Below are 18,912 nucleotides of genomic sequence, written 5' to 3'. Positions count from 1 at the left end.
CCTCTCCGGGGCGGGACGTCGGGGTCGAGCGGGTGGTGCGGTGGTGCTGCGGGTCGTGCGGTGCGGACCGGGCCCGTCCCGGTCAGTCGTCGGGGACGGAGGTCGGCGGGGCGGCGGAGTGCTCGCCGTCGTGCGGGAAGACGTGGACGTGGTCGGCCTCCCAGCGGCACCACGCGGTGTCGCCGACGCCGAGGCGGGGCGCGACGGGCGTCGGCCGCCGGACGAGCAGGGTGTGCCCGCGGCCGGCGTCGACGAGGAACTGGCGGGTCTCGCCCTGGTGGGCGACGCCGATGACCTCGCCGCGCACGAGGTTCTCGGCGGGTCCGGTGGGCTCGGTGCCGGTGAGGTCGACGAACTCGGGGCGGACGGCGACCCGGACGCGGTCCCCCGCCCCGGCCTCGACCTCGCGGCTCGTGCGCATCCGGCCCAGGGCGGTGTCGACGACGCCCTCGCCGCGGCTCTCGCCGTCGACGAAGTTCTGCTGGCCGACGAAGCCCGCGACGTAGGCGGACGCCGGCGTGGAGTAGATGGTGTCGGCGTCGCCGAGCTGCTCGATGCGCCCGGCGCGCATGATGGCGATGCGGTCGCTCATCGACAGCGCCTCGCCCTGGTCGTGGGTGACGAAGACGAAGCTGATGCCGAGCCGGCTCTGGAGCAGCTTGAGCTCGACCTGCATCTCCTCGCGCAGCTGCCGGTCCAGCGCGCCGAGCGGCTCGTCGAGCAGCAGCACCGATGGCCGGTTGACCAGCGCCCGGGCCAGGGCGACGCGTTGCTGCTGCCCGCCGGACAGCTGGGTCGGCGGGCGGCCCGCGTACCCGCGCATCCGCACCATCTCCAGGGCCTCCGTGACCCGTTCGCGGATCTGCTGCTTGGGCACCCGGGACTGCTCGAGGCCGTAGGCGACGTTCTCGGCCACCGACATGTGCGGGAAGAGGGCGTAGGCCTGGAAGACGGTGTTGACCGCCCGCTTGTGCGGCGGGACGCCGACGACGCTCGCGCCGTCGACGAGGATGTCGCCGGTGTCGGGGTGCTCGAACCCGGCGATCATCCGCAGGGTCGTCGTCTTGCCGCAGCCGGAGGGCCCGAGGAGCGAGAGGAACTCGCCGCGGCGGACGGTGAGGCTGAGGTCGTCGACCGCGGCGACGTCGGCGTAGAAGCGGCTGACCCGCCGCAGGACGACGGCGTCGGCGGCGCCGGTGGCGGAGCCGTCCTCGCCCGCGGGCCGGGTCCGGGCCTGGCCGTCGGGCGCGGTGGTCCCGGCCTCGGGCCCGGCGTCCGGCTCGGACCCCTGCGGCGCGGTGGTCCCGGCTGCGGTGCTCAAACTCGTCTCCTGCCCTCCTGCGGTTTCCGGAGATTCAACAGCAGGAGACCGCCGAGCACAACAGTGTCGCGTGACAATCGTGTTTCGATCCGTGGACGTTCGCCCCCTGGACCCACGGAATCCGCAGCCCAGGGACGCCGTCCACCGTCCCGGTCCCGTCCGCCGGGTCGGGGGTCCGGCCGGCGTGTCGGGGTCCTCCGCCGGACGGGGCCGGCGCGGGCGGGGTCAGGCGGGGACGACGTTGACGAGCCTCGGCGCGCGGACGATGACGGTGCGGACGCCGTCCGGCGTCGCCTCGAGCACTTTCGGGCGCATGAGCGCGAGCTCTTCGAGGTCGTCCTCGGTGATGTCACCGGGCACCTCGATGCGGTCGCGCACCTTGCCGCGGATCTGGATCACGCAGGTCACCGTCTCCTCGACGAGCAGCGCCGGGTCGGCCACGGGGAAGGCGGCGTGCGCCAGCGACTCCGCGTGCCCGAGCCGGGCCCACAGCTCCTCGGCGATGTGGGGGGCCAGCGGCGCGACCATGAGCACGACCGGCTCGACCGCGGCGCGGGGGACGCCGGTCTCGAGCTTGGTCAGGGCGTTGTTCAGCTCGATGAGGCGCGCGATCGCGGTGTTGAAGCCGAGCTCGGTGAAGTCGGTGCGCACGGCGTCGACCGTCCGGTGCAGGACGCGGGCGGTCGCGTCGTCCAGCGGGGTGTCGACGACCCGCAGCTCCCCGGTCTCCTCGTCGACGACGTTGCGCCACAGCCGCTGGAGGAAGCGCTGGCTGCCGACGACGGCGCGGGTGTCCCAGGGCTTGCTCTGCTCCAGCGGGCCGAGGCCCATCTCGTAGAGCCGGAAGGTGTCGGCGCCGTACGCGGCGTACATGTCGTCGGGGCTCACCATGTTCTTCAGCGACTTGCCGATCTTCCCGAACTCGCGGGTGACCGGCTGCCCCTGCCAGGTGAACGTGCCGTCGGGGCCCTCCTCGACCTCCGAGGCCTCGACCGGCTGGTCGCGGTCGTCGCGGTAGGCGGCGGCCTGGATGTAGCCCTGGGCGAAGTAGGTGCGGAACGGCTCGTCCGAGGAGAGGTGCCCGAGGTCGTGCAGCACCTTGTGCCAGAACCGGGCGTAGAGCAGGTGCAGGACGGCGTGCTCGACCCCGCCGACGTAGAGGTCGACGCCGCCGGGGTCGCGGGTGCCCTCGGGGGCGCCGCCGACGGGGGTGTCGCGCGGGCCCATCCAGTAGGACTCGTTGTCGGGGTCGACCATCGCCTCGGCGTTCGCGGGGTCGAGGTAGCGCAGGTAGTACCAGCACGACCCCGCCCACTGCGGCATGACGTTGGTGTCGCGGCGGAAGGTCCGCGGGCCCCGGCCGTCGCCGAGGTCCATCTCGACCGCGACCCAGTCGGCGTCGCGGGCCAGGGGCGGCTCGGGCTCGCTGTCGGCGTCCTCCGGGTCGTAGACCTTGGGGCTGTAGTCGGGGACGTCGGGCAGCTCGACCGGCAGCTGGTCCTCGGGCACGCCGTAGGCGATGCCGTCCTCGTCGAAGACGACCGGGAACGGCTCGCCCCAGTAGCGCTGCCGGGCGAAGAGCCAGTCGCGCAGCTTGTAGGTGACGGCGCCGCGACCGGCGCCGCGCTCCTCGAGCCAGGCGACGATCCGCTCCTTGGCCTCGGCGACGCCCAGCCCGTCCAGGCTGACCTCGTCGTTGGCGGAGTTCACCGCCGGGCCGTCGCCGGTGTAGGCGGTGTCCTCGTCGTGGCCGGCGGGCGGCTGCACGGTGCGGACGATGGGCAGCTCGTAGGCGGTGGCGAAGTCCCAGTCGCGCTCGTCCTGCGCGGGGACGGCCATGATCGCGCCGGTGCCGTAGCCCATGAGCACGTAGTCGGCGACGAACACCGGCACGCGGGCGCCGTTCACCGGGTTGACCGCGAAACCGCCGGTGAAGACACCGGTCTTGGCCTTGCCCTCGGCCTGCCGCTCGACGTCCGTCTTCGCCGCGGCGGCGGCCCGGTAGGCCTCGACCGCATCGGCGGGGGTCGCCGCGCCGCCGGTCCAGGCGTCCCGGGTGCCCTCCGGCCAGGCGTCCGGCACGAGGGTCGCGAGCAGCGGGTGCTCGGGCGCGAGGACCATGAAGGTCGCGCCGAACAGCGTGTCGGGGCGGGTGGTGAAGACCTCGATGCCGGGGGTGGCGCTCGCGCTGGCGTCGGACGTGGCGCCAACGCTGCCGGCGGCCGCCTCGGTGGCGCCGGTCGTGGTGGCGGTGCCGCTGGCGGCGAGCGGGAAGGTGACGTGGGCGCCCTGGCTGCGGCCGATCCAGTTGCGCTGCATCGTCTTGACCTTCTCGGGCCATTCGACGCGGTCGAGGTCGTCGGCCAGGCGGTCGGCGTACTCGGTGATCCGCATGACCCACTGCCGCAGGTTGCGCTTGAACACCGGGAAGTTGCCCCGGTCGGACCGGCCCTCGTTGGTGACCTCCTCGTTGGCCAGCACCGTGCCGAGCCCGGGGCACCAGTTGACCTGGGCCTCGACGGACTGCACGAGCCGGCGGGCGTCGAGGATCTCGGCGCGCTCGACGTGCGACAGGTCCTCCCAGCCCCGGCCGTCGTCGGCGGGCAGGGGGCGCGCACCGCTGCGGTACTCCTCGACGAGCTCGGCGATCGGCCGGGCGCGACCGGTGCCGCCGACGTCGTTCGGCGCGTCGTGGTCGTACCAGCTGTTGAAGATCTGCAGGAAGATCCACTGCGTCCAGCGGTAGTAGTCCGGGTCGATGGTGCGGATGGCGCGGCGGTCGTCGTGGCCGAGGCCCAGGCGGCGCAGCTGGCGCGCCATGATGGCGATGTTCTCCTCGGTGGTCTTGCGCGGGTGCTGCCCGGTCTGGACGGCGTACTGCTCCGCGGGCAGGCCGAAGGCGTCGTAGCCCAGGCAGTGCAGGACGTTGCGGCCGAGCATGCGGTTGAAGCGCGCGTAGACGTCGGTGGCGATGTAGCCCAGCGGGTGCCCGACGTGCAGGCCGGCCCCGCTCGGGTAGGGGAACATGTCGAGGACGAGCAGGTGCCCGTTCGGGTGCTCGGAGACGCCCTCGGGGTCGGCCCACGGCCCGGCCGGGTTGGGGGCGCGGAAGGTGCCACGCTCCTCCCAGCGGTCCTGCCAGGCGACCTCGATCGAGCCGGCCAGCTCGGCGGTGTAGCGGTACGGGGTGTCGCTCATCTCGTCCTCGTCGTCGTTCGTCTGCGCCCGGATGGGGTCCGCCCATGAAAAAACCCCTCGCACAGGGAGGGGTCGCCGCGCGGGCCGTGGATCGTGGCCGGCGCGGCTACGGAAGGAGCAGGCCGCGTGTCACGCCGTCAGGGTACCGCAGCGCCGCCCGCGCCCTCCGCGCCGTGCCGGTCGGTCCGGCGGGCCGGATCCGCCGTAGGCGCCTCGCCCCGGGCGGGCAACACACCCGTGGTGCGAGACGCTCCCGCACCGGAACCAAACCCGTCCGCCACGGGAGCATTTCGCAGGGGCACTGTTACGGCCCATGAGCCTGCGGGACGAACGCGCAGTCTTCGCGCGAGACAACTCCCGCAGCGGAACGGAACCCGTCCGCCACGGGAGCATTTCGCACGGGCGCTGTTGCGGCCCGTGAGCCGGCGGGACGAACGCGCAGTCTTCGCACGAGACACTCCCCCACCGGAACGAAACCCACCGCGACGAGAGCATTGCGCACCGCCCAAAGTCCCTCCTGGGAGCTTGGTGCGAGACGCCCCCGCACCGGAAGCGATTCCCTCCGCCACGGGGGCATCTCGCACGGCACAGTTGCCGTCCACGAGCCGGCGGGGTTGGGGGACGCACACCTCCCACGCGAGACGCTCCCGCCGCGGAACCGAACCCGTCCGCCACGGGAGCATTCCCCAGAGGCCAGCTACTCGCGCCGGAGCGAGCGACACACCCTTGGTGCGAGACGCTCCCGCCGCGGAACCGAACCCGTCCGCCACGGGAGCATTCCGCGCCATCTGCCTTCCCGCCCCGCCATCCGCTCGAGCCGGGCGGGCCCGGACGACGAGGCGAGCGACTCAGTGGGTGGCGCCCTGGAGGTTGAGGAGGACCACCCCGGCGACGATGAGGCCGATGCCGGCGATCTTGGCCGGGCCGAGCGGCTCGCCGAGCCAGAGCCAGCCGATGACGGCGATCGCGGCGGTGCCGACCCCGGCCCAGACGGCGTAGACGACGGACACGTCCATCCACCGCACGACGACCGTGAGCAGCCAGATCGACAGCACGTAGCCGGCGACGACCGCGGCGCTCCACCCGAGGTTCGTGAACCCCTGGGCGCGCGGGAGCGCGGCGGTGGCGGCGACCTCGACACCGATGGCGGCGAGGAGGATGAGGGCGGCGGTCATGACGGACTCCGGGTCGGGGTGTGTAGCGAGTGCTACATGCGTCAGTGTAGCAGTCGCTACACTGAGGCCATGCCCTCCGCAGGACGACCCGGTTCATCGACGAGCGAGCCGCCAGATGCGACGGTCCCCGTGACCGGTGCCGGCCCCGGGACCGCTCCGGACGACGACACGCAGGGAGCGCCCGTGGAAGGCGACGGGCAGCGACCACGTGCGACGCGCGACCGGCGGACGGCGCCCGCACAGGGCAAACGACAGACGGCGCCAGATGTGGTCGACCAGCGGACGGCGCCCGCACGGGGCAACCGACAGTCGGCGCCCGTGGAGGGCGACCGGCGGGCGGAGATCGTCGAGCGCGCGACGGACTACGCGCTGGAGCACGGGCTCGTCGGCCTCAGCCTGCGCCCGCTGGCCGCCGCGCTCGGCACGAGCGACCGCATGCTCCTGTACCACCTCGGCAGCAAGGACGCCCTCGTCGTCGAGGTCATCCGCTGCTCGATCCGGCGCTCGCTGGCCCAGCTGCGGGCACTGTCGCCCTCCCCCTCCCCCGGTGGGGCCGTGCACGACCAGTGGCGCCTGCGCTCCGCCGACGAGCAGCAGCGGTGCGAGCGCCTCTACGTCGAGGCCTCCACCCTCGGTCTGTTCGGGACCGAGCCGTACGCGTCGGCGGTCGCGGCGAGCAACGAGGAGTGGATGGCCGCGGTCGGCGACCACCTCGCTGCCTCAGGGGTGCCGGAGGGGCAGGTGCCCCGGCTGGCGGCCCTCGTCGAGGCGGCGTTCATGGGGTTCGAGCTCGACCTGCCGTTCGACGACGGGTCGGCACCGGCCGGATTGGCGGCGCTCGCCGACGCCGTCGACGACCTGGCGAACGCCGACGGCTGAGCCGGACCGGGGGTGGGACACGGGAGGCGGCCTCGGACCAACACCGGCTGACCCGGACGGGGCGGTGGCAGGGCAGCCGCGGTCAGCCCTCGTCGGTGCCGTGCGTCGTGACGATGTCGTTCTCGGCGGCCCACTGCCCGATGTCGCGCCGCTCGATGGCCGCGGCCATGAGGTCGGGGAACAGGTCGGGCGTGCACGCGAACGCCGGCACCCCGATGCCGGCCAGCGCCGCCGCGTGGTCGACGTCGTAGCTCGGCGTCCCGGAGTCGCTGAGCGCCAGCAGCGCGACGACGACGACGCCGGACCCGACGAGCGAGGCGGCCCGGCGCAGCATCTCGTCGGCGATCCCGCCCTCGTAGAGGTCCGAGATGAGGACCAGGACGGTGTCGGCCGGGCTCTGGACCAGCGACTCGCAGTACGCGAGCGCGGCGTTGATGTCGGTGCCGCCGCCCAGCTGCACGCCGAAGATCACGTCGACGGGGTCCTCGAGGTCGTCGGTGAGGTCGACCACGGAGGTGTCGAAGACGACGAGCCGCGTCGACACCGAGCGCAGCGACGCCAGGACGGCGCCGAAGACCGACGAGTAGACGATCGACTCGGCCATCGACCCGGACTGGTCGATGCACAGGATGATCTGCCGCTCCACCTGCGTCGTGCGCCGGGCGTACCCGACGAGCCGTTCGGGGACGACCGTGCGGTGCTCGGGCTGGTAGTGCTTGAGGTTCGCGGCGACGGTGCGGTTCCAGTCGACGTCCCGCAGTCGCGGCCGCCGCGTGCGCGCCGCGCGGTTGACGGCCCCGGTGACGGCCTGGACGGTGCGCTGCCGCAACCGCTGCTCGAGCTCGTCGGTGACGGCCCGGACGACGGTGCGCGCGGTCTCGCGGGACTCGGGCGGGATGACGCCGCGCAGCCCCATGAGCGCCGAGACCAGCCCGATGTCCGGCTGGACGGACTCGAGCATCTCGCGCTCCAGCAGCAGCGAGCGCAGCCCGAGCCGGGTCATCGCGTCGGCCTGCATGACCCGCACCACCGACGACGGGAAGTACCCGCGGATGTCGCCGAGCCAGCGGGCGACCCGGGGTGAGGACCCGCCGAGCCCGCCCCGGCGCCCACCCGGTCGCCCGTCCGCGCCCTCGCCGCCGTACAGCGCGGCCAGGGCCTCGTCCCGGCGGCGGTCCTCGGCGGTGAGGACGACCGGCCGTCCCGACTCCCCCGTGCCGTCGGCCTCCCCGCCCCCGAGGACGAGCCGCCACCGGGTCATCCGGTCCCGCTCGGGCGCGGGCCCGTCGGCCCCGCCGGCAGCGGGCGACGCACCGTCCTCGGACGGCGGCACCGGGCCGGCCCGACCCCGGTCACCGGCCGCGCTCACGACGCCACCTCCAGCCCGAGCATCCGCGCCACGGCCAGGACGGCCGGGAGGGCGCGGTCGTCGTCGACCTCGCGGACGGTCTCGCCGGTGCGCGACGCCCCGGCCAGCTGCGCCCCGATCCGCCGGCGCTCGGCCACGCCGAAGCCGGAGAACGTGCGCCGCAGCACCGGCAGCAGGTCGGCGAAGACGTCGTCGCCGATGCCGGACACCCAGCCGTCGACGACCTCGAGCAGGGCGTGGTCGTGCAGCAGCACGGCCTCGCCGCCGAGGAAGGACTCCAGCCAGGCGGCGCCGTCGGCAGGGTCGCCGGCCAAGGACAGCCGGCGGGACATCCGGGCCGCGACGTCGCCGGTGTCGACCCGGCCGGCGTCGTGCAGCAGGCGGACCGCCCGCCCGTCGACGGTGCCGTGCACCGACCCGTCGGCGACGAGTCCGGCCAGTGCGCGGAACCACGGCTCGGAGCGCTGCGGGTCGGCGAGCAGCGCGACCCCGCGGTGCGCGGACTCCAGCGCGATGCGGGTGCGGGTGGCGAGGTCGTCGTCGAGGGCCTGGCAGCCGGCTCGCAGCCCGACCCGCGCCCGGGCCAGCACGGTCGTGAGCAGCGCGCCGACCCGGCCGCTGTCGGTGCGGCGGACGTCGCCGTAGCGGACGGTGCGGGCCAGCGGCTCGACGGTCTCGAGCAGCACCCGCAGGTCGTGCTGGTGCGCCGTGGCCTCCGCGAGGGTGTCGACGACGGCACCGAGGGCGACCGGCAGGTCGGCGACGAGGCAGGTCTCGACGAGCCGGCCGAGCTCGGCCAGCCCCTCGGCCTCCCGGGCCCGCTCGGCGACGCGGGCCTCCGTGGCGTCGAGGACGGTGGCCCCGTACCGGCTCGCGTCGACGACGGCCACGGCGAGCTCGGGCTGCCACTCCAGCTCCCAGACCTCCTTGAACGTCCCGAGGGTGCGGGTGTCGTCGGCGGGGGTGCCCCACGGGACGCCGAGCGCCCGCAGCCGGTGCAGGAGCACCGAGCGGGCACGGCCGTTGTCGGTGCGCAGGTCCAGCGTGGTCGTGCTAGAGGTCGCGGTCGGCTTGAGGCGCAGCGAGCGCTGCCGGGCGGCGAGGTCGGCGGCCAGCGGGACCATCGGCGTGGCGGCCGGAACCTCGCCGATCTCCTCGCCGACGACGAGCCGGCGGTGCACGACGGCGAGCGGCAGGTCCGCCCCCTCGGTGAGGACGCCGCGGGTCGCGTCGGTGAGCTCGTCGAGCCCGACGGCCGGGCGGCCGCGCACGGCGGCCAGACTCTCGGCCAGCCGGACGGCGTCGACGACGGACGCGGGCGGCGCAGGCAGCCCCTCCTCGCGCAGGGCCCTCGCCACCCGGACGAGCCAGGACGACGCGACGTCGTGGTCGCGGGCCCGTGGGTCGGGCAGGGCGTCGCCGGTGGACCAGGTCTCGAACAGGTGCCGGTACCAGCCGGGGGCCTCGACCCCGGCGCCGTAGCCGGACGAGGCCGCGAGCCGGGCCGAGGTCCACGGCACCCAGGTGGCGGCGACCTTGGTGCGCGGGAGCCCGCGCAGCAGCCGGGCGTCGGCCGCGGCGGACGGGAAGCCCCGCGGGTCCAGGGCGGGGGCGTGGAACGCGCCGCAGACGACGGCGACGTCGCCGGCGTCCAGCACGTCGCGCAGGACCGTGCGCATCGACGCCTCGCGCCGGTCGTTGTGGGCGTCGCTGAGCGCGGGGTCGGCGGCTCGGACGGCGGCGATCGCGTCCCGCAGGTGTGCGAAGCGGGCCAGGACGTCGGCGTGCCGCTGCTCGACGGCGTCCTCCCACCAGCGCTCGGGGTCGGCGTACCCCGCGGTCCGGGCGAGGACCGCGACGACGTCCTGGCGCACGTCGGCGTCGGCCACCTCGGGCGCCCCCGACCCGTCGGGGGACTCCTCGGACCCGGGCGCCTCCGGTCCGTCCGCGGACTGGTCCGGCGCGGTCGTCCCCGGCTCCTCGGCCTCCCCGAACGGCAGGCGGCCGGCGGCCTCGTCGTCGGTGTCCCCGGTCGCCGGCTCGGGGGCCAGCAGGTGGCGTCCGGCGAGGTCGGCGAACCGCACCGGCACCCCACGGGAGAGCGCCCAGCGGATCGCGACCCACTCGGGCGAGAAGTCGGCGAGCGGGTAGAACAGCGAGCGGCGCGGGGCGGCGACGTCGTAGACGAGCCCGGCCACGGGCGGCACGGTGGCGGCGTCGGCGAGCAGGGGGACGACCGCGTCGAGCTCCGGCGGCCCCTCGACGACGAGGGTCGCGGGCCGCACCTCCTCCAGCGCGAGGACCACCGAGCGGGCGGACCCCGGCCCGTGGTGGCGGACGCCGAGGACGTGGACGGTCATGCCGGGTCGAGGTCCCGGCAGGCGCGGTACAGGTCGGACCACTCGCGGCGGTCCTTGACGACGGTCTCGAGGTACTCCTGCCAGACGATCCGGTCCTGCACCGGGTCCTTGACGACGGCGCTGACGAGCCCGGCGGCGACGTCGTCGGCCCCGACCCGGCCGTCGCCGAAGTGCGCCGCCAGGGCGAGCCCGTTCGTCATCACCGAGATCGCCTCGGCGGTCGAGAGCGTCGCTGAGGGCGACTTCAGGCTCGTGCGCTGGTCGGCGGTGACGCCGGAGCGCAGCTCGCGGAAGACGGTGACGACGCGCTCGACCTCGGCGAGGTGCTCGAGGTCGGCCGGCAGCCGCAGCGCCGCCCCGAGCGAGGCGACCCGCCGCCGGACGATGTCGGCCTCCTCCGACAGCGTCGCGGGCAGCGGCAGGACGACCGTGGTGAAGCGGCGCTTCAGGGCCGAGGACAGGTCGTTGACGCCCTTGTCGCGGTTGTTCGCGGTGGCGATGACGTTGAAGCCCTGGACGGCCTGCACCTCGGTGTCGAGCTCGGGGACGGGCAGCGTCTTCTCGGACAGGATGGTGATGAGGGCGTCCTGGACGTCGGCGGGGATGCGGGTCAGCTCCTCGACCCGGACGAGCCGGCCGGCCTGCATCGCGCGCATCACCGGGCTCGGGACCAGCGCGTCGCGGGAGGGCCCGTCGGCCAGCAGCCGGGCGTAGTTCCAGCCGTAGCGGATGGACTCCTCGGCCGTCCCGGCGGTGCCCTGGACGACGAGCCGCGAGGACCCGCTGACGGCCGCGGCCAGGTGCTCGCCCACCCAGGTCTTCGCCGTGCCCGGCACGCCGAGCAGCAGCAGTGCCCGGTCGGTGGCGAGCGAGGCGACGGCGACCTCGACGAGCCGCCGGGCGCCGACGTACTTCGGCGTGACGACGGTGCCGTCCGACAGGGTGCCGCCGAGGAGGTAGGTGGTGACCGCCCAGGGGCTGAGCCGCCACTTCGGCGGCCGGGGCCGGTCGTCGAGGCGCTCCAGGGCGGCCAGCTCGTCGGCGAACGCCTGCTCGGCGGGTGGGCGGAGCACCCCCGCGGCGTCGGTGCCGGCGCCGGGGTCGGTGGGGGTGTCGGTCGGGCCGGCGGTGTCGGTCATGGCTGCTCTCCTGAGAAGGCGTCGAGGACGGCGTGACGGGTCGAGACGGCCGCGGCCAGGGCGGCGAGGGACCGGCGGTGGACGTCGGCGGTGGAGTCGTGGTTCGCCCAGGACCGCAGCTGGGGGCCGGCCGCGGGGTGCAGGCGCTCGGCGAGGACGTCCCGGGCGCCGGCCAGCGCCGCCGCTCCCCCGCGACCTGCCCGCAGGGCCCGCACCACCCGCTCGCTGGTCTCCGGCGACCACGGGCCGGGGAGCACGGTGAACAGGCCGACGGCCCCCTCGAGGCCGGCGGGCCCTCCGGCGGTGAGGACGCGCTCGACGGCGGCCTGCTGCTCCCCCGGCGGCAGCAGCGGGACGAGCGCGGGTGCCGGGTCGACGGCGAACGCCACCCTCACCCACTCCGGTCGGCGCTCCCCCTGGGCGACGACGGCGGCGTGGAGCAGGGCGCGCAGCTCCTCGTCGCGCACCGCCCCGAACAGCGCCCTGGGGTCCAGACCGGTGACGGCGGTCCAGGTGTCCACCGGCGCGCCGCGCACGATGCGCCGCAGGTGGTGGCCCCGGACCGACGTCCGGGCGGGCGCGGGCCCCAGCCCGTCGCGCACGCCCCGGACGTCGGGCTCGTCGGGGAGGTCGACGCGGACGGTGCGCCGCAGGGTGCCGGAGACCGACAGCAGCGGCCGCAGCCGCTCGGCCATCCGCGCGGCGCGGGCGCTGCCCGGCAGCCGGTCGAGCAGGTCCTGGGCGACCTCGCGCACCCCGGCGGCCCGGTCGTCCAGCGCGGGCTCCAGGAGGTCCTCGTCGTCCGGCCCGAGCCCGACGACGAGCGTGGCCAGCTGCTCGGCACGGACCCGGGCGGGCTCGGCGGACCACGACGTCCGGAGCAGCTCGCGGGCCAGGACCGGGTCCGCGGCCCGCAGACGCCGGAGCCGCTCGGTGCGGTCGGCGGAGCCCGCGGCGGCCCACCGCACCACGGGGTCGTCGGCGAGCGCGGTCCCGGGGGCCGGGCTCGCCGGCTCCTCGCCGGGGCCGTGCCACCAGGTGAGGGTGGGGTCGAGGCGGGCCAGCCACGCGCCCCGCTCCCCGGCGGCCTCCCGCAGCGGCGGCCGCAGCCCGGGGTGCGAGCGAGCCAGGGCGATGACGGCGGTGAGGGCGTCGTGCGGTACCCGCCGGCCCGCCGTGGCGCAGGCCCGCAGCCAGGTCCGCAGCAGCAGCTGCTGGTGGGCGGTGCCGCCCGGCGGCTGCACGAGCAGGACGTCGAGGAGCTGACGGGCCCGCTGGCCGGCCTCGGGACGCGTCTCCGCGGGTGCCGGGTCCGGAGCACTGCCGCGCCCGGGGACGGCCCCCGCCGCGAGCCAGGCGGACCCCAGCGCCGCGGCGTCCAGCAGCCTGGTCGGCGGCGTGCCGTCCTCCCGGGCCGGGACCGCCCAGCGCGGCGGCTCCGGCACCGGCCGGCGGTCGGTGCCGACGAGCCCGACGACGCACACCGCCTCCCACCAGTCCCGCACCCCCGCGGCGCCCCCCGTCACGTCACTCACAGGCGGCCCACCGGTCCTCCAGGTGCACGGCGAGCGGCCGGAACGCGTCGTCCTCCCACTCGCCGAAGCAGCGGGTGGGGCGGCCCCCGGTGGCGGCGAGCACCGGCCACGGGTCGCGGCCGGCGACGAGGCGCAGCGCCCGGCCGTCGGCGTCGACGACGTCGTCGACACCGACCCGCACGTCGTCCAGCAGCAGGGGTACCCGCCGCACCAACGGCGCGCCGGCGCGGAGCCGGGCGGCGGCGTCGAGGCCGTCGACCAGGCCCACCCCGGCGGGCGCGGGCAGGTCGGCGTCGGGGAGGGGCACGGGGTCGTCGACGAGGAGGGCCCGCCGGGGCGCGCTGCCCGGGTAGCGGGCGAGCGTGGCCTCGACGACGGCGCCGGTGAGCTGGGCGACCGGGAGGGGCTGGCCCCCGCCGGCGAAGTCGAGGACGACGAGGGTCTCGCCGGTGTCCAGGCCGCGGAACCACGTCCGCTGCTCCTGGAGGCGCCCGTCGTCGCTGCGGTGCGAGCCGAGGACGAGCCAGCGGTCGGTGACCTCGTCGGCGCCCCGGACCTCCTCCGTGGCGTAGGCCCAGCCGAGGGCGGTGCGCAGGTCGGCGCGGTGGTCCGCGGAGAGGTCCTCGCGCCGGCCCCAGGCGCCGACGATCGTCCACCAGCGACCGGCGCGGCGCAGCAGGTGCTCGTTCCAGTCCTCGCGGCGGTGCGCGGCCGACCCGGCGTCACGGACGTCGGCGGCCAGGGCCGGGCACTGGCCGTCGACGAGCCGGGCCGCCGCGCCGTCCCAGTACGACGCGTCGCGGGAGCGCGCCGCCGCCGTCCCGCCGCGGACGAGGTCGGCGAGCCACAGCCCGAACTCCTCGAGCCCGGCGGTCATCGTCGCCACGCGCTCCTCGACCCGCCGGGCGCGGGCCTCGGGGTCGGGGGCGGCCTTCGCGGGGGCGGCGGCCGCGGCGGCCACCCGTCCGGCCCGGGCGGCGGCCCACTCCCCCGCGAAGTCCGAGGGCTCGGAGACCGCCGCGACGTCACCGCCGCCGGACCACAGCAGCAGCAGCGCCAGCGCGTGCTTGCACGGGAACTTCCGGCTGGGGCACGAGCAGCGGTAGGCGGGGCCGTCGAGGTCGATGCTCACCTGGTACGGGGTCCTGCCCGACCCCTGGCAGCGGCCCCACAGGAGGTGCTCGGTGGCGCCGGTGTCCGACCACGGGCCGGGCCGGGCGAGGGCGCGCGCCGACGAGACCGACGCCGCGTCGGGGGCGGCGTCGAGCACGCGCTGGTGGGTCCACCTCGTCATCGCGGACATCATGCCGCGACCCTCCGTCAGCCGGGGTCCGCTCACGGATCCGGGCCGACGGAGGGTGCGCTCAGGCCTTGGAGACGCTCTTCATCTTCGCGAAGACGACGATGTTGTCCTCGTAGTGCTGCGTGTACGGGTTGAGCTCCCCGCCGCAGGTGATGAGCCGCAGCTCGGAGTCGTCGGTGTTCCCGTAGACCGCGAGGGTCGGGAAGTGGTTCTTCGGGTAGCGCTGCACCCGGTAGACGGAGAACGTCACGACCTTCCCGTCCTGGCGGGTGACCTTCACGTCCTGCCCCTCCTCGAGGGACCCGATCTTGAAGAAGACCGCCGGCCCGGTGTCGATGCCGTCGACGTGGCCGATGAGGACGCTCGGTCCGAGCTGCCCGGGGGCGGGCGAGCCGGTGAACCAGGCGGGGATGTCGAACTGCGGCCCCGGCTTCGGGACCTCGATGGTCCCGTCGGACGCCAGTCCGGTCCGGTTGAGCCGGGAGTCGACGTCGATGGCCGGGATGGCCACGCGGGTCGCCGCGGACCGGGAGAGGCCGCTCTCGGCCTCGGTCGGCGAGGGTGTCGCGCTGGGGGCCTCCGACCGCGAGCCGGACGGGCTCGGGGAGTCCGGGGCAGGCGCCGTGGACGTCGGCGCGGTCGCGGTGAGGGGCGGCTCGGGGATCGACCGCTGGTCGGCGACCGCCTTGCCGAGCACCCCGAAACCCGCGAGGAGAAGGACGGTGGCCACCGCCGCCCAGAGGCGGCGGTGGCCACTCAGCAGGTCAGACACCTCAGGCCTGGTCCTCCGCGGTGCGACGACGACGCGAGGCCACGAGGGCCGCGCCGGCGCCACCGACGAGGAGGGTGCCGCCGAGGGCGATGAGCCCGGCGTCCTCGGTGCCGGCGGTCGAGCCGCCACCGGTCTGGACGCCGCCACCCGGCATGCTGTTCATCTGGCTGGCCTGCAGCACACCACAGGCGGCCGGGTCGGTGGCCTCCTCCGGCAGCGAGGGGTCGAGGTCGGACTTGACCTCGCCGTCGTACTTGCCGTTGCCGTTGAGGTCGACACCGTGCATGACGACGACGGCCGTCCCGTTGCGGACCGCGTCGGCGGTCTTGGAGTCGAGCTGGATGGTGCGCTCGTAGCTCTCGTCCCCGTTCGGGAAGCGCTTGACCGCCAGACCGCTGTCGGGGCTGCTGTCGCCGCTCGTGGTGAGCGAGGCGCCGATGGCCCCGTAGTACTTGGCCGCGTCCGTGGTCTGCAGCGCCCCGTTGGCGCCGCTGCCCTTCTCGTCGGCGGGCGGGCACTGGCCCATGCCGCCGATGTGGATGTGCTGGGCGTGCGGGGCGTCGGCCAGGAAGCCGGAGCGCTGCGCGCTGATCTGCAGGCTGTCGCCCGTCAGGGTCGCCATCACCGTGGCGGACGCACCCGAGTTGTTCAGCTGCGTCAGGTTGGCCTGGAAGGACTGCGAGTCGGCGGCCTGCGCGGGCGCCATCGCGGCGAGAGGCATCGCTCCGAGGGCGAGGGCGGCCGCGGCGGTCAGTGACTTGCGCATGGGATCGTCTCCGTTCCGTTGCTTGTCGGGCCAGGAGACCCGCCGCGAGGCCGCGACGAGACCGTCTCCTGCTCCACGTGGGGGTTCGTCGCGCGTGGAGAACCGGATGTGCCGGATGTCGGACTTCCTGAGAGAACGGCCAGGAACGGCCGTTGACCGGCGGCGTCGGTGGCGTCAGCGCAGCTCGAGGACGCCGTCGTCGACGGGTGCGAGCCGGGTCGTCACGAGGTCGTGGACGTAGCTCTGCACCACCCGCCACGGGGCCCGCTCCCCTTGCCGGGGCAGGAGGTGCGCGCCGCGGCGGACGTACCCGGAGGAGAGGTCGAGCAGCGGACGGTCGGCGCCGCCGGAGCCGTCCCAGCGCGGGACGGCGACCCGCTGCCCGCGGCGGTCCTGGTGACGCCAGAGGGCGAGGAACCAGCGGGCGGTGAGGTCGGCCCGCAGGGTCCAGCTCGCGTTGACGTACCCGACGGCCAGCACGAGGTTCGGCACGTCGGAGAGCATGCAGCCGCGGTAGACGTGCGTGGCCGCGAGGTCGACGGCCCGTCCGTCCACCTCCACGTCGGCGCCTCCCGCGAGCAGCAGGCGCAGGCCGGTGGCGGTGACGACGAGGTCGGCGGGCAGGACCCGTCCGTCCTGCAGCCGGACCCCCTCGGGGACGAGGCGGTCGATCCGGGCGGTGACGACCTCGGCCCGGTCGGTGGACAGGGCGTCGAGGAGGTCGCCGTCGGGGGCCACGCACACCCGCTGGTCCCACGGGTCGTAGGTGGGGGCGAAGTGCGTGTCGACGGGGTAGCCGTCGGGCAGCCGGGCGACCAGGCGGCGCCGCAGGACCCGGCGGCCGCCCTCGGGGTAGCGCCGCAGCAGCCGGTAGCTCAGCGTGCCCAGGGCGACGTTCTTGGCCCGGATCGCGTGGTGCGCCGCGGCGGCCGGGAGGGCGCGCCGGGCGAGGTCGGCCAGCCGGTCGGTGTTCGGCAGGGCCGCGACGTAGCCGGGGCTGCGCTGGAGCATCGTCACGTGCTCCGCGCCCTCCTCGACGAGGGCCGGCAGGAGCGTCACCGCCGTCGCCCCGCTGCCGACGACGACGACCCGGCGGCCCGTCACCGCCAGGCCCGCCGGCCAGTGCTGCGGGTGGACGAGGTCGCCCGCGAGGTCCTCCCGGCCGGGGAGGTCGACGACGTGTCCCGAGTCGTAGGCGTAGTAGCCCGTCGCGAGGTAGACGTAGCGCGCCCGGTGGGTGAGGACGACGCCGTCGGAGCGCCGGGCGGTCACCGTCCAGCACGCCTCGTCGCCGGACCAGGCCAGGCGGGTCACGCGCTGGCCATGGTGGACGCGTCCGGTGACGCCGTACTCGTGGGCGGTGTCGCGCACGTAGCGCAGGATGTCCTCGCCCCGGGGGATGGACGTGGGGCCGTGCCACGGCCGGAAGGGGAAGCCGAGGGTGTAGATGTCGGAGTCCGCGCGGACCCCGGGGTAGCGGAACAGGTCCCAGGTGCCGCCGACGGAGTCGCGCGCCTCGAGGACCGCCCAGGTCGGGCCGTCGGTCTCCTGCGCCAGGCGGCAGGCGACGTCGATCCCGCTGATCCCGGCACCGACGACGAGGACGTCGACGTCCAGCGGCGGCGGGTCCATCGGGTCGGCGCTCACGTCCTCAGGCTAAGCGGGCGCGGCTCTCCGGGCGCCCGGGGCTGTCGGGACCGCGTGCGACGATGACGCGCATGAGGGGCACGAGGACGCGACACACCCGGCCACCGCGTCCCGCGGCGGCCGGCCGGTCCGGCGCGCCGGCGCTGCGCGGTCCGTGGGGACCCCGATGACCTGGCTGCAGGCGCTCGCGCCCATCGGCGTGTCCGTGCTTCTTCTCGCGTTCGTCTGGCACCGGCTGGCGGTCGCCCCGCGCTGGGGGCGGCGGTGGGTGCCCTGGGTGGTCGCGCTCGTGCTCGCCGCGCTGCTCGCGGCCGTCCTCGAGCAGTTCGACGTCTGGGGCGGTCGCTGGAGCCCCGACACGATGCGGCCGGTGGCGTGGACGGGTGCGGCGTTCCTCGCCACGTGCCTCTACCTCCTCCTCGTCCTCGTGCCCGCGTCGCTGGTGGCCGGGGTGCTCTGGCTCGTCCGCTGGCGGCACGAGCACGGCGCCGCCGGGCGGCGGCGCCTGGCCCGCGTGGTGTCGCCCCTCGCCGCGGTGGTGGCGGTCGGGATCACCGCGTACGGCGCGTTCGAGGCCGCCCGCCCGGCCGTCACCCAGTACGAGGTCTCCTCCCCCGACCTCCCGGCCGGGCTGGACGGCACCCGGGTCGCGCTCGTCACCGACATCCACGCCGGCGCCGTGCGCAGCGCCGCGTTCACCCGCCGGGTCGTCGACCTCGTCAACGCCCAGCGCCCGGACCTCGTCGTCATCGCCGGCGACCTCGAGGACGGCACCGCTGCCCGGTACGCCGCGGAGGTGGCTCCGCTCGCCGACCTGCGCGCACCGCTCGGGGTGTTCGCCACCACCGGCAACCACGAGATGTACCGGGACACCGCGAACTGGATCCGCACCTTCGAGGACCTCGGCCTCACGGTGCTGCAGAACCGGTCGGAGGTGCTGACCCGGGACGGGGCCACGCTCACGCTCGTCGGCGTGCACGACTGGTCCGGCACCGGCCCCTTCGCCCCCGACTACGACGCCGCGCTGGCCGGCGTCGACCCCGCCTCGTTCGTCCTCATGGCCGCCCACCAGCCCCGGCAGGCGCTCGCCGTCGAGGGTCGCGGCGTCGACGTCCAGCTCTCCGGGCACACGCACGCCGGGCAGCTGTGGCCGCTGCGCTACCTCGTGCCGCTGCAGCAGCCGATGGTCGACGGCGTCGCCCGGGTCGGCGACACGACGGTCGTCACCTCCCGCGGCGCCGGCGCCTGGGGTCCGGCGATCCGGGTGCTCGCGCCGCCCGAGGTGCCGGTCGTCACCCTGCGTCGGTCATGAGCGACGAGGCGTCCGCCACCGGCCGGGAGGCGCGCGGGGAGGGGCTGGTCGTCGGTGCCGACGGGCTGGCCCGGCCGACCTGGGCGGCGACGGACCCGCTGCTGCGCGACTACTACGACACCGAGTGGGGCATGCC

13 protein-coding genes and 1 pseudogene are annotated in these 18,912 nt (G+C 75.6%); 3 read left to right on the top strand and 11 right to left on the bottom strand.

The genetic code is table 11. From position 1 onward, the window contains the following. Window positions 1-82 precede the first annotated feature (82 nt). From EPD83_RS14890 to EPD83_RS14880, 3 genes are all read right to left on the bottom strand, one after another. Window positions 83-1,321 carry an ABC transporter ATP-binding protein gene (locus tag EPD83_RS14890; RefSeq protein WP_165566787.1) on the bottom strand — a complete coding sequence of 413 codons (1,239 nt, stop codon included), beginning with the start codon at window positions 1,319-1,321 and terminating at the stop codon, window positions 83-85. A gap of 225 nt (window positions 1,322-1,546) precedes the next feature. Next, window positions 1,547-4,519 (bottom strand): leucine--tRNA ligase, encoded by a 2,973-nt coding sequence (locus EPD83_RS14885; RefSeq protein ID WP_165566786.1) that lies wholly within the window; start codon window positions 4,517-4,519, stop codon window positions 1,547-1,549. Between the two features lie 848 nt (window positions 4,520-5,367). Then, complete coding sequence (locus tag EPD83_RS14880) at window positions 5,368-5,694, bottom strand: DMT family transporter (protein ID WP_128367569.1); 327 nt, start codon at window positions 5,692-5,694, stop codon at window positions 5,368-5,370. A gap of 318 nt (window positions 5,695-6,012) precedes the next feature. Between EPD83_RS14880 and EPD83_RS14875 the strand changes: the two genes are divergently transcribed. Then, window positions 6,013-6,573, top strand: a complete 561-nt coding sequence (locus tag EPD83_RS14875; protein ID WP_128367570.1) for a TetR/AcrR family transcriptional regulator — start codon at window positions 6,013-6,015, stop codon at window positions 6,571-6,573. Window positions 6,574-6,655: 82 nt separating this feature from the next. On the opposite strand, the gene EPD83_RS14870 is transcribed toward EPD83_RS14875, so the two are convergent. The 8 genes from EPD83_RS14870 to EPD83_RS14835 all read right to left on the bottom strand — a co-directional run bounded on the left by EPD83_RS14870 (window position 6,656) and on the right by EPD83_RS14835 (window position 17,464). Further along, window positions 6,656-7,942 (bottom strand): VWA domain-containing protein, encoded by a 1,287-nt coding sequence (locus tag EPD83_RS14870; RefSeq protein ID WP_235950644.1) that lies wholly within the window; start codon window positions 7,940-7,942, stop codon window positions 6,656-6,658. Beyond that, window positions 7,939-10,302 carry a DUF5682 family protein gene (locus EPD83_RS14865; RefSeq protein WP_165566785.1) on the bottom strand — a complete coding sequence of 788 codons (2,364 nt, stop codon included), beginning with the start codon at window positions 10,300-10,302 and terminating at the stop codon, window positions 7,939-7,941. The genes EPD83_RS14870 and EPD83_RS14865 overlap by 4 nt, the downstream gene beginning before the upstream one ends. Further along, complete coding sequence (locus tag EPD83_RS14860) at window positions 10,299-11,441, bottom strand: ATP-binding protein (protein ID WP_128367107.1); 1,143 nt, start codon at window positions 11,439-11,441, stop codon at window positions 10,299-10,301. The genes EPD83_RS14865 and EPD83_RS14860 overlap by 4 nt, the downstream gene beginning before the upstream one ends. Beyond that, a complete protein-coding gene (locus EPD83_RS14855; RefSeq protein ID WP_128367108.1) occupies window positions 11,438-12,976 on the bottom strand; it encodes a DUF5691 domain-containing protein in 1,539 nt (512 codons plus the stop codon). Before EPD83_RS14855 ends, EPD83_RS14860 begins: the two co-directional genes overlap by 4 nt. Beyond that, window positions 12,969-14,270 (bottom strand): SWIM zinc finger family protein, encoded by a 1,302-nt coding sequence (locus tag EPD83_RS14850; RefSeq protein WP_165566784.1) that lies wholly within the window; start codon window positions 14,268-14,270, stop codon window positions 12,969-12,971. The genes EPD83_RS14855 and EPD83_RS14850 overlap by 8 nt, the downstream gene beginning before the upstream one ends. A gap of 70 nt (window positions 14,271-14,340) precedes the next feature. After that, window positions 14,341-15,051 (bottom strand): class F sortase, encoded by a 711-nt coding sequence (locus EPD83_RS14845; RefSeq protein WP_128368325.1) that lies wholly within the window; start codon window positions 15,049-15,051, stop codon window positions 14,341-14,343. A gap of 1 nt (window position 15,052) precedes the next feature. Then, on the bottom strand, window positions 15,053-15,817 hold the full coding sequence (locus tag EPD83_RS14840; protein WP_128368326.1) for a hypothetical protein: 765 nt from the start codon (window positions 15,815-15,817) through the stop codon (window positions 15,053-15,055). Between the two features lie 174 nt (window positions 15,818-15,991). Next, window positions 15,992-17,464 (bottom strand): flavin-containing monooxygenase, encoded by a 1,473-nt coding sequence (locus tag EPD83_RS14835; protein WP_235950642.1) that lies wholly within the window; start codon window positions 17,462-17,464, stop codon window positions 15,992-15,994. Window positions 17,465-17,630: 166 nt separating this feature from the next. Between EPD83_RS14835 and EPD83_RS14830 the strand changes: the two genes are divergently transcribed. Together EPD83_RS14830 and EPD83_RS20755 are read left to right on the top strand one after the other, a co-directional pair. Then, complete coding sequence (locus EPD83_RS14830; RefSeq protein ID WP_165566783.1) at window positions 17,631-18,776, top strand: metallophosphoesterase; 1,146 nt, start codon at window positions 17,631-17,633, stop codon at window positions 18,774-18,776. After that, window positions 18,773-18,912, top strand: a pseudogene (locus EPD83_RS20755) (DNA-3-methyladenine glycosylase I); the annotation flags it as partial. The gene EPD83_RS14830 and the pseudogene EPD83_RS20755, both read left to right, overlap by 4 nt.

Source organism: Phycicoccus flavus (assembly GCF_004025965.2).
GTDB lineage: Bacteria > Actinomycetota > Actinomycetes > Actinomycetales > Dermatophilaceae > Phycicoccus > Phycicoccus flavus.
This window is presented reverse-complemented; position numbering and strand designations above follow the sequence as displayed.

Coding starts and splice junctions, on each gene's coding strand:
- EPD83_RS14865 (WP_165566785.1), bottom strand. CDS start 10,302: ATGACCGTCCACGTCCTCGGCGTCCGCCACCACGGGCCGGGGTCCGCC.
- EPD83_RS14840 (WP_128368326.1), bottom strand. CDS start 15,817: ATGCGCAAGTCACTGACCGCCGCGGCCGCCCTCGCCCTCGGAGCGATG.
- EPD83_RS14850 (WP_165566784.1), bottom strand. CDS start 14,270: ATGACGAGGTGGACCCACCAGCGCGTGCTCGACGCCGCCCCCGACGCG.
- EPD83_RS14830 (WP_165566783.1), top strand. CDS start 17,631: ATGACCTGGCTGCAGGCGCTCGCGCCCATCGGCGTGTCCGTGCTTCTT.
- EPD83_RS14885 (WP_165566786.1), bottom strand. CDS start 4,519: ATGAGCGACACCCCGTACCGCTACACCGCCGAGCTGGCCGGCTCGATC.
- EPD83_RS14860 (WP_128367107.1), bottom strand. CDS start 11,441: ATGACCGACACCGCCGGCCCGACCGACACCCCCACCGACCCCGGCGCC.
- EPD83_RS14880 (WP_128367569.1), bottom strand. CDS start 5,694: ATGACCGCCGCCCTCATCCTCCTCGCCGCCATCGGTGTCGAGGTCGCC.